The 15,369-nt window shown below is 70.1% G+C and carries 18 protein-coding genes; 9 read left to right on the plus strand and 9 right to left on the minus strand.

Annotated features, from left to right (window positions below; all coding sequences use genetic code 11):
- The first annotated feature begins 324 nt into the window (after positions 1-324).
- Both ETD85_RS17995 and ETD85_RS18000 read left to right on the plus strand, forming a co-directional pair.
- A complete protein-coding gene (locus ETD85_RS17995; protein ID WP_138690874.1) occupies positions 325-561 on the plus strand; it encodes a DUF6289 family protein in 237 nt (78 codons plus the stop codon).
- A 38-nt stretch (positions 562-599) separates the two neighbouring features.
- The gene (locus tag ETD85_RS18000) at positions 600-845 is read left to right on the plus strand and encodes a DUF6289 family protein (protein ID WP_138690875.1); all 246 of its coding nucleotides are present in this window, start codon (positions 600-602) and stop codon (positions 843-845) included.
- Positions 846-889: 44 nt separating this feature from the next.
- Here the strand turns inward: ETD85_RS18000 and ETD85_RS18005 are convergent, their stop codons facing one another.
- Entirely contained in the window at positions 890-1,429 is a 540-nt protein-coding gene (locus ETD85_RS18005) for a GNAT family N-acetyltransferase (protein WP_138690876.1), read from the minus strand.
- Between the two features lie 100 nt (positions 1,430-1,529).
- Between ETD85_RS18005 and ETD85_RS18010 the strand changes: the two genes are divergently transcribed.
- Positions 1,530-1,919 (plus strand): YybH family protein, encoded by a 390-nt coding sequence (locus tag ETD85_RS18010; protein WP_138690877.1) that lies wholly within the window; start codon positions 1,530-1,532, stop codon positions 1,917-1,919.
- A 2-nt stretch (positions 1,920-1,921) separates the two neighbouring features.
- Here the strand turns inward: ETD85_RS18010 and ETD85_RS18015 are convergent, their stop codons facing one another.
- The gene (locus ETD85_RS18015; RefSeq protein ID WP_138690878.1) at positions 1,922-2,509 is read right to left on the minus strand and encodes a hypothetical protein; all 588 of its coding nucleotides are present in this window, start codon (positions 2,507-2,509) and stop codon (positions 1,922-1,924) included.
- A gap of 265 nt (positions 2,510-2,774) precedes the next feature.
- Between ETD85_RS18015 and ETD85_RS18020 the strand changes: the two genes are divergently transcribed.
- Positions 2,775-3,683, plus strand: a complete 909-nt coding sequence (locus ETD85_RS18020) for an alpha/beta hydrolase family protein (RefSeq protein WP_138690879.1) — start codon at positions 2,775-2,777, stop codon at positions 3,681-3,683.
- A gap of 3 nt (positions 3,684-3,686) precedes the next feature.
- Here ETD85_RS18020 and ETD85_RS18025 read toward each other — a convergent pair whose 3' ends face one another.
- From ETD85_RS18025 to ETD85_RS18040, 4 genes are all read right to left on the minus strand, one after another.
- Positions 3,687-4,295: a helix-turn-helix transcriptional regulator gene (locus tag ETD85_RS18025; RefSeq protein ID WP_170246731.1), complete on the minus strand. Its 609-nt coding sequence runs from the start codon at positions 4,293-4,295 to the stop codon at positions 3,687-3,689.
- Positions 4,296-4,370: 75 nt separating this feature from the next.
- Positions 4,371-5,876 carry a tripartite tricarboxylate transporter permease gene (locus tag ETD85_RS18030; protein WP_138690881.1) on the minus strand — a complete coding sequence of 502 codons (1,506 nt, stop codon included), beginning with the start codon at positions 5,874-5,876 and terminating at the stop codon, positions 4,371-4,373.
- 21 nt (positions 5,877-5,897) lie between these two features.
- Positions 5,898-6,359, minus strand: coding sequence for a tripartite tricarboxylate transporter TctB family protein (locus ETD85_RS18035; protein WP_138690882.1), 462 nt, complete (start codon positions 6,357-6,359; stop codon positions 5,898-5,900).
- Between the two features lies 1 nt (position 6,360).
- The gene (locus ETD85_RS18040; protein ID WP_206058381.1) at positions 6,361-7,398 is read right to left on the minus strand and encodes a tripartite tricarboxylate transporter substrate-binding protein; all 1,038 of its coding nucleotides are present in this window, start codon (positions 7,396-7,398) and stop codon (positions 6,361-6,363) included.
- Positions 7,399-7,541: 143 nt separating this feature from the next.
- Between ETD85_RS18040 and ETD85_RS18045 the strand changes: the two genes are divergently transcribed.
- Complete coding sequence (locus ETD85_RS18045) at positions 7,542-8,225, plus strand: response regulator transcription factor (protein WP_138690883.1); 684 nt, start codon at positions 7,542-7,544, stop codon at positions 8,223-8,225.
- Positions 8,226-8,231: 6 nt separating this feature from the next.
- Positions 8,232-9,752, plus strand: a complete 1,521-nt coding sequence (locus tag ETD85_RS18050) for a HAMP domain-containing sensor histidine kinase (RefSeq protein ID WP_138690884.1) — start codon at positions 8,232-8,234, stop codon at positions 9,750-9,752.
- A gap of 16 nt (positions 9,753-9,768) precedes the next feature.
- On the opposite strand, the gene ETD85_RS18055 is transcribed toward ETD85_RS18050, so the two are convergent.
- From ETD85_RS18055 to ETD85_RS18065, 3 genes are all read right to left on the minus strand, one after another.
- On the minus strand, positions 9,769-10,728 hold the full coding sequence (locus ETD85_RS18055; RefSeq protein ID WP_138690885.1) for a TAXI family TRAP transporter solute-binding subunit: 960 nt from the start codon (positions 10,726-10,728) through the stop codon (positions 9,769-9,771).
- A 188-nt stretch (positions 10,729-10,916) separates the two neighbouring features.
- Positions 10,917-11,288, minus strand: coding sequence for a hypothetical protein (locus ETD85_RS18060; RefSeq protein ID WP_138690886.1), 372 nt, complete (start codon positions 11,286-11,288; stop codon positions 10,917-10,919).
- A gap of 8 nt (positions 11,289-11,296) precedes the next feature.
- Entirely contained in the window at positions 11,297-12,022 is a 726-nt protein-coding gene (locus ETD85_RS18065; protein WP_138690887.1) for an SDR family oxidoreductase, read from the minus strand.
- 102 nt (positions 12,023-12,124) lie between these two features.
- Here ETD85_RS18065 and ETD85_RS18070 point away from each other — a divergent pair, with 102 nt between their 5' ends.
- The 3 genes from ETD85_RS18070 (at position 12,125) to ETD85_RS18080 (ending at position 15,307) form a co-directional block, all read left to right on the plus strand.
- Positions 12,125-12,961: a helix-turn-helix transcriptional regulator gene (locus ETD85_RS18070; RefSeq protein ID WP_138690888.1), complete on the plus strand. Its 837-nt coding sequence runs from the start codon at positions 12,125-12,127 to the stop codon at positions 12,959-12,961.
- A gap of 574 nt (positions 12,962-13,535) precedes the next feature.
- Positions 13,536-13,883, plus strand: a complete 348-nt coding sequence (locus ETD85_RS18075) for an effector-associated constant component EACC1 (protein WP_138690889.1) — start codon at positions 13,536-13,538, stop codon at positions 13,881-13,883.
- A complete protein-coding gene (locus ETD85_RS18080) occupies positions 13,880-15,307 on the plus strand; it encodes a caspase family protein (protein WP_138690890.1) in 1,428 nt (475 codons plus the stop codon). The genes ETD85_RS18075 and ETD85_RS18080 overlap by 4 nt, the downstream gene beginning before the upstream one ends.
- The last annotated feature ends 62 nt before the right edge of the window (positions 15,308-15,369 follow it).

The following is a 15,369-nucleotide window of genomic DNA, read 5'->3' on the forward strand; positions in this document are numbered from 1 at the left end:
CAGGTCTGCCGAATAACGTCCAGGCTGGTCCACATGGACCGGCCTGGACGTTTCGTTTTCCGGCTCAATAAGGACAGCTCCTGCGCGGATAATATGTCGCGACAAATGCGAGCGGTTTTCTCCGGGGTGCGGCGGAATATGAGCCCCTCTTGCGCTTTTGTCCCATACGACGGATCATTTCGAAAGATCGTCCACGACGCTCCCTTCCTGCCCCTACGGCCACCCCATCCGCCGGCCCCGCTCCCCCAGGAGACCGCACAGGGCTGCCTGCCGGGTCGCGGGGCTCGGGTACACCCCCTGCTCCACGCTCGGAAAGGACTGTTGATGATCCGTCGTGCACTCATCGCCGCCGCCCTGGCCGCGACGGCCCTCGTCGCCTTCCCCGCCGGTCCCGCGCAGGCCAGGGCCTGTGCGCTCGGCTACCAGTGCGTCACCACGTACTACTCCGACAACACCGCCACCCAGGTGGTCGGCGGCCGCTTCGAGGGTTGCGACGGCTCCTACGACGAGTGGGGCGTGCGCACCGTGTACAAGGACTGGACCGAGACCCCCTGCAGCTGACGCTCAGCGTTTCCCCCGCGATCGAGGAAGGACCCTTCATGATCCGTCGCGTACTGGCCGTCGTGGCCCTGACCACCGCCGCGCTCGCCACCGTCCCGGCCGGCGCGCAGGCCGCCCCCTCCTGCCAGGCCGGCTACCTGTGCAACACCCAGTACTTCTCCGACTCCGCCCGCACCATCCTGGTCGGGGTCAAGACGGAATTCTGCAGCGGCGAGGTCTCGACCTGGGGCCGGGTCACCGGCTACCTCAAGTGGTCCGCGAGCCCCTGCTCGTCTTCCCGCTGAGCGTGCCGGCGGCCGCCGTCGCGCGGCCGCCGTCACCTGTCCGATCACGCTTCTTCGAGCGCGCCGACCTCGAGCCAGTAACGCCGGGCCGGGCCGAGCTCGGTGTCCTGGATGCTCTCCAGGACACCGCCGTTGCGCTCGATCGTCCGCGCCGAGGCCACGTTGCCGGCCGCGCAGACGGCCAGCACCCGCCGCATGCCGAGCGCCCGCGCCTCGTCGAGCATCCGGCTCAGCGCCCAGGTCGCCAGTCCGCGCCCGCGCGCGGACGGCCGGACGCCGTAGCCGATGTGGCCGGCCCATTGCACGTACTGGCTGAGCCCGTGCCTCAGGGCGATCCCGCCGAGCACCTGATCGTCCTCGACGATCCACCGGTACGTGCACAGCACCCCGCCATCCCCGGCCGCCCTGGCCCGGTCCGACTCCCCGGCCAGCCGCGCCACCCAGGCCGCGAACCCGGCCGGCGACTCGACCGCGTCGGTCGGCAGCAGCCCGAACCCGTCCTCGTGGACGCCGGGCCCCCACTCGGCATGCGCCTCCAGCCAGGCGGCGTACAGACGCGCGGTGGGCTCGATCAGGTCAGGCATGATGCGACCCTATCTGCCCGCCATGCGCCTCCGCCCTGGTTGACCTTCACATGATGTGACGCCCTAACGTCACGGGTTGTCGCGATCCGAAAGGGCGAAAATGAGCATCGACGCCACCGGCGTTCTCGTCGAGCTGATGGACGGCTGGCAGCGGGCCTTCAGCGGACACCGGTTGACCGAGCTGGTCTCCATGTTCAGCCCGGACGCGCTGTTCCAGGGCGTCGACCCGCGGTTGCGCGTGGGTCACGCGGAGATCCGCGAGTACTACACCGGCGTCGTCCCCGGTACGACCGCCGTGGCCGAGGTGCTGCGTGCCACCCGGCCGGGCCCGGCGATCGTGGGCGGGTTCGCCGACGTGACCTTCACCGCGCCGACCGGCGGGATCCGCCGGGTGCGCCTGTCCGTCGTGGCCGGCCGGACGCCGGGAGGCGGCTGGCTCATCGAGCAGTACCACGCCACGGAGCAGCACCTGCCCGGTCCCGATCAGTGAGATCAGGGCAGATCGCGCCGGCCCGTCACCGCGATGGCCGCGATCAGCACGGCCTCCCCCGCGTTGCCCAGGATGGGCCACACCACGGCGGCGCCCGCGGTCACCAGGAGGACGGCCGCGCCGGCGAAGAGCCAGGGCGTGCGCCGGCGTGCCCACAGCGTGACCCCGGCGGCCAGCAGGATCACGGTGGTGACCAGCGCCGCGACCGGCGGCCCCGACGGATCCGCGGAGGCGTAGCGCAAGACGTCGGCCCACCACCGGGGCTCCAGCCGCAGGCTCGCCAGGCCCACGGCGTCGAGGACGACCAGCGCCCCGGCCAGCACCCAGGCCGGTACGACGAGCCCGCGGCGCACGAGGACGGCCGCGTGCACGATGAGCAGCGGGGTGAGGACGGCGTGGGCGGCGAAGCGGCCGGTGCTGAGCGCTTCGAGTGCCGGCCCCTCGCCGATCAGCCGCCCGGCTCCGACGACCGCCGAGTCGTAGGCGACGCCGACCGCGACCACGCACGGGATCCATAACCCCGGGCGCGCCAGTCGTACGGCCAGGACCGCCTGGATCAGGGCGAGCCCGCCGTACAGGACCGAGATCACGAGTGACGGCCGGCGACGAGCGGGGGCAGGTCTCCGGCCGCCGGGACCTCCTGAGATCCGGAGCACCTCATCAGCACCATCGCCTCCTCGGCATCCGCGCAAGCCACCGGGGCGTTCCCGTGGAAACGCCGTTTCTTCAGGCGTAACCAGAGTGACTCAGACCTTTGGCATTTGCCTAGTCCCCGCGGCGCACTGTTGCCATAGGGGAATCACTGTTTCCACAATCCGGGTGACAGTCGCCTCGCGTGAAAGCTGGTGAAGCATCATGCGCTCCTGGTCGATCAGGATCTGCGCGGCCCTCCTGATCCCGTTGCTGTTCCTCACGGCCGCCCCCGCGGGGGCCGCCGCCGCCGACCTCTCCGCGCCGGGTTCGTACGCCGTCGGATACGCCGACGTCAGCGTCTCCGCCTCCGGCCGCTCGTTCAGCGCCCGGGTCTACTATCCGGCGACCTCGGCGGGAAGCGGCACCGCCGTCGCCGCCGGGCAGTTTCCGGTGACGGCCTTCGGCCACGGGTTCTTCCAGAGCATCAGCAAGTACGCCTCCCTGGGCGGTCACTGGGCCTCCTGGGGCACCATCACGATCCTGCCGACCTCACAGGGCGGCCTGTTCCCCAGCCACAGCGCCTTCGCCGACGACCTGAACGCCGCGCTGACCTGGATGGTCGCGCAGAACACCACCGCCGGGTCGCGGTTCAACGCCCACGTGCGCACCAACCGGCTGGGGCTGTCAGGTCACTCGATGGGCGGCGGCGCCAGCGTCCTGGCCGCCGCGCGCAACTCCTCGGTGCGGACGGTGACGAACCTCGCCGCCGCCGAGACCAACCCGTCGGCCAAGGCCGCCGCGGCGACCACCTCCGTCCCCATGCAGCTGGTGGCCGGCTCGGCGGACACCGTCGCGGGCCCGTCCGGCAACCAGATCCCCATCTACAACGCCAAGCTCGCCCCCAAGCAGCTGCGCACGATCGTCGGCGGCTTCCACTGCGGCTTCACCGACTCCGGCGGCCTCGGCTGCGACAGCGGCTCGATCACCCGGGCCGCCCAGCAGGCGATCACCCGCCGCGTGACCACCGCCTGGCTGCTGTACTACCTCCACGACGACACCACCCAGTACGACGCCGTCTGGGGCACCTCCGCCCAGACCGACCCGGCCGTCCAGTTCCTCGGCGTGCAGTGACCCCTACTCCGGCGCACCCGTCCCCGCCGGGGGCGGGTGCAGGGCCGGCGGCCACACGCCGGGCACGAACAGGCCCAGCACGAACGCCCGCCCGGCCAGCGCCGACCGGCTCTCCGCGCCGAGCTTGGCGCGCAGCCGTACCAGGTGATAGTCCACCGCCTGCCGGGTCAGGTACAGCCGCCGGGCGATCTGCGCGTTGGACGCGCCCGCGGCGACCAGCCGCAGCACCTCTCCCTGGAGCGAGCCCAGCGCGGGCGCCACGGAGGACATCTCGTCCAGCACCGCCACGGCCCGCCACGGCAGGCCGTCCGCCCGGTGTTCGACGGAGGCGCTGACCCGGGCGCAGATCACGGCACCGTCCCCGCGGACGAGCCGCACCCGGGTCCGGTAGACCGCCAGCTGCCCGAAGGCCAGCATCCGCCAGTAGGGCCGCTGAGTGTCGATCTCGCCGGGCGCGAGCAGCTCTTCCGCCAGGATGCCGCCCAGCTCCTCGGCCGTACGGGCCATCGCCGCGTGGAAGGCGGGATTGCTCTCCCTGATCCGGCCGAGCCCGTCCACCGCCGCGATGGGGATCCGGGCGCGTTCGAAGTACACCTGGTACGAGCCCTTCATGACCGCACCATAATCTGCCCCGGACGTTCCATCCATGGCCTGGGGAAGATCGGACGCCCCGCGGATCAGCAGCCCCTACTCCTCCTCGGCGAACACCACCTCGCGGCGCCTGCGGATCGCCGGGAGGGCGGCGACGACGAGCGCCGCCACGGCCAGGGCCAGGAGCACCGCCGAGATCGGCCGGGTCAGGAAGACCGAGGCGTCGCCGCGGGAGATGATGAGCGCCCGCCGCAGGTTCTCCTCCAGCAGGGGGCCGAGCACGAAGCCGAGCAGCAGCGGCGCCGGCTCGCAGCCGCACTTGATCAGGATGTAGCCCAGGATCCCGAAGAACACGATCGCGTAGACGTCGAACGCGTTGAACCCCAGGGAGTAGGTGCCGATCGCCGCGAACAGGATGATCATCGGGAACAGCACCTGGTACGGGATGCGCAGCATGCGCACCCAGACGCCGATCAGCGGCAGGTTCAGCAGCACGAGCAGCACGTTGCCGATCCACATCGACGCGATCAGGCCCCAGAACAGCTCCGGCTCGTCGGTGATGACGTTCGGCCCCGGGGTGATGCCGTGCACGATGAACGCCCCGACCATCAGCGCCATGACCGGGTGGGCCGGCAGGCCCAGGGTCAGCAGCGGGATGAAGGACGTCTGCGCGGCGGCGTTGTTCGCCGACTCGGGGCCGGCGACGCCCTCGATCGCGCCGTGGCCGAATTCCTGCTGCCGTTTCGAGACCCGCTTCTCGACGGCGTACGAGGTGAAGGAGGCCAGCACGTGGCCGCCGCCGGGCAGGACGCCGAGCGCGGCGCCCAGGCCGGTGCCCCGCAGGATCGGGCCGACCATCCGGCGCCGGTCCTCGCGGGTGGGCCAGAGGTTCTTGACCCTGCTGATGACCGCCGTGCGGGTGTGCTCGTTCTCCAGGTTGCGCAGGATCTCGGCCACCCCGAACATGCCGACCGCGACCGACACGAAGTCGATGCCGCCGTACAGCTCGCGCTGGTCGAACACGAAGCGGGGCGTGCCGGTGTAGATGTCCTGGCCGACCGTCCCGAGCAGCACGCCGAGCGCGATCATCGCCAGCGCCTTGAGCGCCGTGCCGCGCGCCAGCGCGATCGACACGATCAGGCCGACCAGCACCAGCGAGAAGTATTCGGCCGGCCCGAACTGCAACGCGACCCGGGCCAGCGGCGGAGCGGCGACCGCCAGCACGACGGTGGACACCGTACCGGCGATGAAGGACCCGATCGCGGCGGCGGCCAGCGCCGCGCCGGCCCGCCCCTGCCGGGCCATCTCGTGCCCGTCCAGCGCGGTGACCGCGGCCGACGACTCGCCGGGCAGGTTGATCAGGATGGCGGTCGTCGAGCCGCCGTACTGTGCGCCGTAATAGATGCCGGCCAGCATGATCAGCGCCGTCACCGGCTCGAAGTTGAACGTGATCGGCAGCAGCATCGCCACCGTGGCCGTCGGCCCGATGCCGGGCAGCACGCCGACCATCGTCCCGAGCAGCACTCCGACGAAGCAGTAGAGGACGTTCTGGATGAGCAGGGCGGTGGAGAAGCCCAGGGCGAGGTTGTCGAGTAGTTCCATGCCTCAATCCGGGGTGCCGCGTCAGAACCCCAGCCAGGGGCCCCATAACGGGATCCGCAGCTGAAGTCCGACGACGAAGATGAGCGTGCTGGCGAGGGTCAGCCCGGCCGCCACGGCCAGGGCCGTGAGCGGCCGTACGCGCGTGCTGGCCAGCGTGGTGAGCAGGGCGGTCACCGCCGACGTCGGCACGAAGCCGAGGCCGCGCACGGTGAATCCGAAGAACAGGACCGCGAGCACGATGACGCCGACCGCCCGCCAGGGGATCGGCCCGAACGAGATCACCTCACCGGCGATGAGCCCCTTGATGACGATCGCCAGGCCCATGGCGGCCACCAGCACGCCGACCAGCAGCGGGAAGGCGCCGGGGCCCATCCGCAGCGGGGTGCCCAGCTCGTAGCCGAGCGCCCCCACCACGAATGCGCCACCGATCAGGATGAAGATCCCCCCGGCCAGGACGTCCGGGAAGGACCGGCGGCGCTCCACCTCAGGAGGCCTTGACGCCGGCGTCGGCGATGACCTTCGCCCAGGTGCCGAGCTGCTCTTCGAGCTTGGTCCGGTGCGCCTGCGGGGTCGCGTCCCCGGCCGGGACCGGCGCGGTGCCGAGCTTGGCCATCTGGTCGATGACCTTCTGGTCGGCCAGTGCCGTCTTCAGCGCCTCGGACAGTTTCTGGACGACGTCCTGCGGCGTGCCCTTCGGGACGTAGAGACCGTGCCAGACGCTGACCTGGAGCTTGGGCAGCCCGGCCTCGGCCGTGGTGGGCAGGTCGGGCAGGCTCTTCACCCGCTCCGGCGTGGTGACCGCGTACGCCTTCACCTCGCCCGCGGAGATCTGGCCGCTGGTGTTGGTCGTCTGGTCGCACATGAAGTCGACCTGGCCGCCGACGAGGTCGGTCAGCGCGGGGCCGGTGCCCTCGTACGGGACCTCCTGGAGCTTGACCCCGGCCGCGGTCTGGAACAGCAGCCCGCACAGGTGGGAGGCGGCGCCGATGCCGGCGTTGGCGAGCGTGACCTTGTTCGCGTTCGCCTTCACGTAGGTGACGAGCTCCTGGAGCGTCTTGGGCTCGAAGTCCTTGCGGGCGACGATCGTCATCGGCACCTCGGTGACGAGCCCGACCATCTCGAAGCTCTCAAGCGGCTTGTAGCCCAGGTTCTGGTACAGGGCGGGGGCCGTCGACATGCCGATGTGGTGCATGAGGACGGTGTAGCCGTCCGGATCGGCCCGCGCGACCTCGCCGGCGCCGACCGTGCCGCCCGCGCCCTCGACGTTCTGTACGACGATCTTGGTGCCGAGCTTGGCGGCCATCGGCTCGGCGATCATGCGGGTGACGGTGTCCGTCGGGCCGCCCGCGCTGAACGGGACGACGAACGTGATGTTCTGCTCCGGGTAACCACCGGTGGCGCCGCCGCTGGAGGTGGCTCCGCCGGTGGTGCCCGAGTTGCCGGAACACGCGGCGGCGAGCGAAACGACGCCGATCGCGGCGATCATCCGCGCGGCGGCCCGGTACCGGCTGGTCGTTCTCATATCGCAGCCTCCTCCTCAGCGCATGCGCATCCGTCGGTGAGTGCGCGGCCTCAGTCTCGGACAGCGGGGGCGCGGATGGTGTCAGAGGAATCCCAAGAACTGAAGGGCTGACACGAGCGGCGATCCGGGCTTTACAATCCGGTATGCGGATCACCATCATCGAGGATGACGACCGCGTCGCGCGGGGCCTGGTGACCGTCCTGGCCCAGGCGGGGTTCGAGGTGCACCGCATCGCCACCGCCGCCGAGGCCGTATGCGCCGCCCCATCCGATGTGGTCCTGGTCGACCTGGGGCTGCCCGACGGCGACGGGCTCGACGTGATCCGCAAGCTGCGTGACCGCCCCGAGACCGCCGTCATCGCCGTGACGGCGCGGTCGGAGGAGCACGAGCGGGTCCGCGGCTTACGCGCCGGCGCCGACGACTACATCGTGAAGCCGTTCGGCATCCCGGAGCTGCTGGCCCGGATCGACGCCGTCCTGCGGCGCACCCGGATGGCACGGGCCCTCAGCCATCCCGACGAGCCGCTCGTCCTCGGCCCGATGCGGATCGGCGTCGGCACCCGCGAGGTCACCGTCGACGACGCGTCCGTGGCGCTGACCCGCAAGGAGTTCGAGCTGCTCCTGCTGCTGGCCCGCCGCGCCCCGAACGTGGTGAGCCGCGACGTCATCCTCGACCAGATCTGGGCCGCCACCTGGGAGTCGGCAAGCCGCACCCTCGACACCCACATCGCGGCGTTACGGCACAAGCTCGGGCCGGCCGTCCTCATCCGCACGATCCACGGGGTCGGCTATCGGCTCCTGGCCGACCGGCCGGAGCTGTTCGGCTGACGCGCCGTGCACCGCCGCCTGCTCGTCGTCCTGGTGCCGCTGGCGGTGCTGCTCGTCGCGGCGCTCGGGGTGCCGCTCAGTGTCAGCGTGGCCGAGCGGGAGATGCAGGAGACGTACGTCGACCGGCTCAACGACGTCGGCCGGTTCGCGTCGCTGGCCGAGACCGCGCTGTCGGCCGGGCGGACCGAGGCGCTGCAGCAGGAGCTGGTGCGCTACCACGAGCTGTACGGCATCGCGGTCGCGGTGATCGACACCTCGGGCACGGTGCTGCTCGGACCGGCCGGCGCCTACCGGGAGGCGGCGCGGGCCGAGCCGGCGTTGCCCCGGATCGTGACCGCGGCCCTGGCCGGGACGAGACCCGAGCCGTCCGGGGACTGGGCTCCGTGGGACGACTCCGCCCTCGTGGTCGCGGAGCCGGTGGGCCGTGACAGCGAGGTCGTCGGCGCCGTCGTGACGATCTCCGACCTGTCGAAGACGCACTGGCGCATCCTCGTGCGATGGGCCCAGCTCGCCGGGCTCGGGCTGCTGCCGCTGATCGCGCTGGTCGCCGTCGCCTGGCCGGTGTCGGCGTGGGTGCTGCGGCCGGTGCGGGAGCTGGACGCGGCGAGCTCGCGGATCTCGCGGGGCGACCTCACGATCCGGGCGGACGCCGAGGCCGGGCCGGTCGAGCTGCGGCGGCTGGCGGAGTCGTTCAACACCATGATGGACGCGGTCGAGAACGCCGTGCAGCGGCAGCGGGCGTTCGTGTCCGACGCCTCGCACCAGCTGCGCAATCCGCTGACCAGCCTCCGGCTCGCCGTGGAGAGCCTCGAACCGCACCTGCGCGCGGCGGGGGGCGGGCGTCAGGTGTACGACGTCGCCGTCGACGAGCTGAAGGCGATGCAGCGGCTGCTGAACTCGTTGCAGGCCAGCGCGCGGATGGAGAGCATACGGACGTCGTCGCCGGTGGATCTCGACGCGGTGCTGGCGACCCGGGTGGACCGGTGGCGGGCGCTGACGGCGACGGCGGGGCAGGCGCTGACGGTCGACGTGCCGCCGGGGCTGCGGCTGCTGGAGCCGACGGGCGGGCTGGGCAGCATCCTGGACGAGCTGATCAGCAACGCGTTGCGGCTGTCGGGCGCCCAGGTGGTGGAGGTGAGCGCCCGGGTCGTCCCCGCCGGCGGGAGCAATGATGACGCCGCGGCGGGCGGCGGGGGCACTGATGCTTTCGCGGCCGGCGGCGTGGTCACGATCGCGGTCCGTGACGACGGCCAGGGGATCGACGCGTCCGAGCGGGCACAGGCGCTACGGCGGTTCTGGCGGTCGCCGCGGCATCAGAACGTGTCCGGGACCGGCCTGGGGCTGGCGATCTGCGCCGACCTGGTCGGGGCGGCCGGCGGCGAGCTGCGGCTGGAGGACGGCCTGCCGCGGCCGGACGGGTCCGGGCACGGGTTCGCCGCGGTGGTCGCGCTGCCCGTCGTTCCGCGCACGGCCTCATCATCATCATCGTCGTCGTCCGATCCGGACCCACCCGGCCGGGCGTCCTGACTTCGGGTGTCCCGAGTCAGCGCTTGCGGTCGCGGAACCAGGCGGCCGCGCCGGGATGCAGCGGGATGGACGCCGTGGAGATCCCGGTCCGCACATTGATCTGCCACGCTTCCGGAACGGCCTCCGCGTCGTCGCGACCGCCGGAGGTGATCGTGCCGGTGTGCGTGAAGATCGTGTCGGTGATGGCGTGGACCAGGTCGCCGGGCAGGTCGTCGCGTACGAGAAGCACGTTCGGGACGGCGACGGTGCGGGTGGCCGGGACGCCGGGGTAGGCGGTCGTGGGGATCATGGCCGGGGTGTAGGGGCCGGGGAACGCCGTGAAGAGCGCGTCCGCCTGCGCGTCCAGCGGGATCAGCCGGATCGGGTGCCGCTGCGCCAGCTCGGTGATGGCGGGGGTCGGGACGCCGGTCAGGGAGAACATCGCGTCGATCTCGCCGTCCCGCAGTGCCGCCGCCGACTCGGCCTGGCTGAGATACCGGCCGTCGGCCTTCACCCGGCCGAGCTCCAGAACCCGTAACGACGTGAACTCGGTGCCGGAGTCGCGGGCTCCGAGCGATATGCGCTTTCCCGCCAGGTCCCGGAACTCGTCGATCGCCGAACCGGCCATGACCACGAGATGCAGGTGACTGTCGTACAGCCGGCAGATCGCCGAGAGCCCGTCCGGCACGCTGCCGTCGGTCGTGATCAGCGCGTCCAGGCTCGTCAGCCCGAGGTGCACCTCGCCGGCCCGCAGCATCCGGATGTTGTCGGTGGACGCCCCGCTCGGGACGGTGCTCACCGTGGCACCCGGCACCTGCTCGGAGATGTGCACGGCCAGCGCGCCGCCGATGCGCCGGTACACCGCCCCCGCCGGCCCGGTGGCCAGCCGCAGGTGGACCTTGCCGACCTCGGGCTCCCGGGAACAACCGGCGAGCAACCCTCCGGCGGCCAGGAGCACCACCCGCCGGCCGAGCCGCGGCTCCCGGTTCAGCACCATGCCGAGATGATACGGACGGCGCTACTGGATGAGCAGCACGCTGGGCCGCTGTGAAGCGTGCCGAGCGTTGAGAAAGGGATCTCGGCGAGGGCACACCCGAAAGCTGCCCGGCAGTCGCGATCTCAGCACCGGCCTCGGGCTTCGAGCCGCCGTACATGCCTCGCCCGGCACGACGGCCATGCCCGCGGCTACAGCTGGCGGCGGATCGCGTCGATCGTCGTCTCTGGCGAGGTGTTGAAGCAGAACCGGATCCCGGGCGCCGCGGTGGCCAGTACGTTGATCAGCCGTTCGAAGAGCAGGGTGTGCTCGGGGATCGTCCGTACGCCCGCTCCGATCATGGCCACGCCGAAGGACGGCTCGGACCGCAGCCATTCGCGCACGGTCTTCTCCGCTGCTTCCGGGTCAGCCTCGACCAGACAGGACGTCACGTCGAGACCTGCCGCTCGCAGGGCCGCGTCGCCCTGCTCGATGCGGGCCGCGAGAGTCTGCTCGTCGAGCCCGGGAAGCCCGGTGTAGTCGATCGCACTCGGGTGCAGGCCAATAGAAATGATCTTGGTCATGTCGTCTCCTACCAAGGGATCGGGCCGTCGCTGCCGAAGAAGCCGCCGGTCGGCCCGTCCGGGTCCAGGGTCGCCAACCGGACGACCACCTCCGCGGCCTCGGCCACGGTGTGGATGCCAGTGTGATGGTTCATGTCGGTGGCGGGGTTGCCCGGGTCCGCGGCATTGATCCTGAACGTGGGCAGCGCCCGGGCGTACTGGGACACGATCATATTGAGCGCCGTCTTGGACGAGGCGTAGTCCAAGGCCAGGAAACCGTGCTCAGGGCGGGCGGGGTCGGCGGCGTTGGCGAGGGAGGCCAGAGCGCTGGAAACCATGACGACCCGGGGGTGCTCCGACCGGCGGAGCAGGGGAAGGAACGCGTGCGTCACCCGTACCGGACCGAACACGTTGGCTTCGTACAAAGGCCGCAGCATGCCGGCGTCCATGTCGGCCGGACTCATGAGCGGGCCGCCGACTCCCGCGTTGTTGACCAGGACATCCAGGCGGTCCACCTGCTCGGTCACCGCCTTCACGGCCGTCGCGGTGGAATCGTCCGAGGTGACGTCCAGCTCGACGAACGCGACGTCGAGGCCCTCGCGCGCCAGTGAGTCCGCAGCCTGCCTGCCCCGTTCCGGGTCGCGGGCGGTCAGGAAGACGCGCCAGCCGCGGCTCGACAGGTGGCGTACCGTCTCCAGGCCCAGCCCCTTGTTCGCCCCGGTCACCAGGGCCACCGTTCTCAGGTCTGCTGTCATGGGTTCGATCATGGGGCAGCCCCGCGTGGCCTGCCAGGACCGGTGTGGCCTGGGACTCGCCGTACCACCCGGCCGGGCCGGACGCTGAGGCATGATCGAGGTATGAACCGAGCCGAACTCGCCGCAGTGCTCCGTACGGCTCGATCGCGCCTGCGTCCTCAGGACGTCGGGCTGTCGACGGGACCGCGTCGCCAGGTGCGGGGTCTGCGCCGGGAGGAGGTGGCCATGCTCGCGGGCCTGAGTGTCGACTACGTCGTACGCCTGGAGCAGGGCCGCGGTCCCCGGCCGTCGAGTCAGGTCGTCGCCGCGCTGGCCCAGGCGCTGCGGCTCGACGACGACGACCGCGACCTGGTGTTCCGGCTGGCCGGACACGAGCCGCCCCAGTCCGGGCGCATCCAGATGGTCGTCCGGCCGAGCGTGCTGCGGCTGCTGGATCGCATGTCGGACCTGCCCGTACTGGTGCTGTCCGCCAAGGGCGACGTACTGGCCTGGAATCCGCTGGCGGCGGCGCTGCAGGGTGACATGTCCGCCTGGCCCCGCCACCGGCGCAACCTCATCTGGCAGCGATTCCTCGGCAGCAGCCGCTGCCAGGCCGCTTTGAGCGCGAGCGATGACGACGCCGCCGCCCGCGCCTCGGTCGGCACCCTGCGTGCCGCCCAGGCCCGCTATCCCCAGGACCCGGACCTCACCCGGATGATCGATGAGCTGCGGCTCAGAAGCAAGCCCTTCGACGAGCTCTGGCAGGAGGGACGCTCTGCTGCATGGCGTTCGGCGGCCAAGAGCATCAACCATCCGGCGCTCGGTACGATCACACTCGACTGCGACACCCTCCTGCTCCCCGACGACAACCAGACGGTGCTGATGTACTCCGCCGAACCGGGTTCTTCCGAAGCGGCAGCGCTCGATCTCCTGCGGGTGACCGGATTACAGCGGTTCTGAGTCGCCACACTCGTACCGCCCTTGAGTCGAACACGAGCGTGGCGGCGGTCAAGCGGCTGCCACGGGAGTTCGCGCTGATTGGTAGCGGCTTCCGGGTTTTCGGGGGGCGTCGATCGATCGGACGGCCCACCATGGTCCGCAAAGATGATGTCTGCTCGGGAGCCGGCGGAAACGTCACTCTCGGCCAGGATGCGCGGCCACGGCGTTCCGCAGCCGGCCGTCTGGGAGACACCGCCAGCGGCTGTCGCGTACTGCGCTACGACCTGATCGGCCGGGGCGCCTCAGCCGCGCCGCGCATCTCCTACGACGCCGACGCCTGCCACGACGTCCGCCGGCTTCACGTTCTCAAGGCAGAGAAACACATACCATCCGAACCCAACCAGCCCTGCCTGAATGGTGACGAGACTCAACACTTCCCGGACAGTGGGCGTTCTTGTAATCCGCAGGTTTCCGACACGGCTTTCCGCCGGCGACCACGTCATTCGGGCTTTGCGCCGATAGGTGTGAGAGACATGATGTCCTGCGGGAAAAGTCGATCGAGCGTAGTCTGGTCACGGCGTAGAGAGGGATCAGCATGTCTATCTGCATTCAATTCGATGGCAGCGGTTCCGAACAGGAGCTACGCTCCTTCCGCGGGTGGCTGATGGATGACCCGGAGGTACGCACGCATGCAAAGATCCGGCTGAGCGCGGCTCCCATCGAAGACGGGGAGATGGGCTCCGCGCTGGAAGTGATCGAGCTGATCACGAACAGCGGCTTTCAAGCGCTCACCTTTGCGCTCGCCTATGTTTCCTGGCGTTCAACCCGCCCGGCAAAGCCATCCGTCACCATTGAGCACAACGGGATGAAGATCGTCTTATCGGATAGCGATCCTGAGGCAGTCGAAAAGATCGTCCGCATGCTTGAATCAGGTCAATCATGAATGTGGTTCCGGATCCCAGCCGATCTCGGGTCGCGCTGATCGGGACGGCTCGCTATGACCTCCTTCCCGCTCTGGCCTCGGTGGAGGACAACCTGTTGTCCCTCGCCGAAGTCTTGACCGCGCATGAGGTCTGGGGGCTTCCCGCCGCACATGTGGCGATCGTTCCTGATCCGTTGACGAGCGCAGACCTGCTGGATCCGGTTGTGCGCGCGGCGGACGAGGCCACCGACACCGTGGTCCTCTACTACGCGGGTCACGGACTGATCGATCATCTGCGTGGAGACCTGCACCTGGCCTTGGTGGGGTCCGATTCTCAGCGCATGTACACGGCCGTGGCCTATGCTCACATCAGAGACGCACTGCTGGGGAGCCGTGCTACCCGCCGCATCGTCATCTTGGACTGCTGCTACAGCGGGCGGGCGTTGGGAACGATGGCCGACCCCATCACTGCCGCCGTCGATGAGGCCAGCGCCGAGGGCACCTACGTTCTGGCCGCAACGGCAGAGAATCAGAAGGCGCTCGCACCCGCGGGCGAGTCCCATACCGCTTTCACCGCCGAACTACTGCGAATCTTCCAGAACGGGATTGACGGGCGAGGCCCACTGCTGGACCTGGACACCATCTACAACCACGTCCGCGCGGTCATGCGCGGCAAGGGACGTCCGATACCGCAAAAGCGCGATCGCAACACCGCAGGGCAATTGACTCTGATCCGGAACAGAGCCTACGCGTCGCACAGCGCTCCCGTTCTTCCGCAGCAACCGCCTCCGGTCACCTCGGCACAGCTGAGGACAGGTCCATCGAGCCCCCCTTTGATCAGGTCGAGGCCCAGGCCGAGTACTTCTCCCGCCACGAACGATCAGGGCCTGGAGCGCGAATTCCACGCGGCCATGGTCGAGGTCTACAAGCGCGCCAAAAAGGAGGCAGGATATCCCGCGACCTATTTCCTCAAAATGATCTCCGAGCGTGGCGGGCTCGCCAGCGCACGCCACTTGCTGTGCGCATCCAGCGTCTCCGATGGATTCACCGCGCTATGGGAGCGCAACCGTCTTGACCTCAGTGTGGAAGCTGTCGTCCTGCAGAGCAGGTTCGCATCGCTGTTCACCGAGGACGAGCGAGAACAGGCGCGGGCACGTCTTGAAGAGTATGGCTACGTGCCGCCTGATCCGCCGAGGACCGAAGCCGCCGTGAAATCACAGCTGGTTCAGGAGCGCGACTTCGACGCCGCCTATCACGTGGGCGGCCCGCGGGCAGCCGAGGCGAAGTGTTCCTGGCATGGAAGCACTTGCGACGATGAAGTTGTGGCCAGTGTCCTGGTTCGTGATCGGGGTGGAGAGACCTGGCACGCCGTGTGCCAGCGCGCCCTCCACAAGCTCCGCGCTTCCCGAGCGGACGAGGCTTCTGTCCGATCGAGCGAGCCTTGATGAGAAGGCGATCCGGACTCCTGAGCCCCGCGAGGTGGACCCCGGCGACTGGTCCGGAAGAG

The organism is Nonomuraea zeae (assembly GCF_005889725.1).
GTDB classification, from domain to species: domain Bacteria; phylum Actinomycetota; class Actinomycetes; order Streptosporangiales; family Streptosporangiaceae; genus Nonomuraea; species Nonomuraea zeae.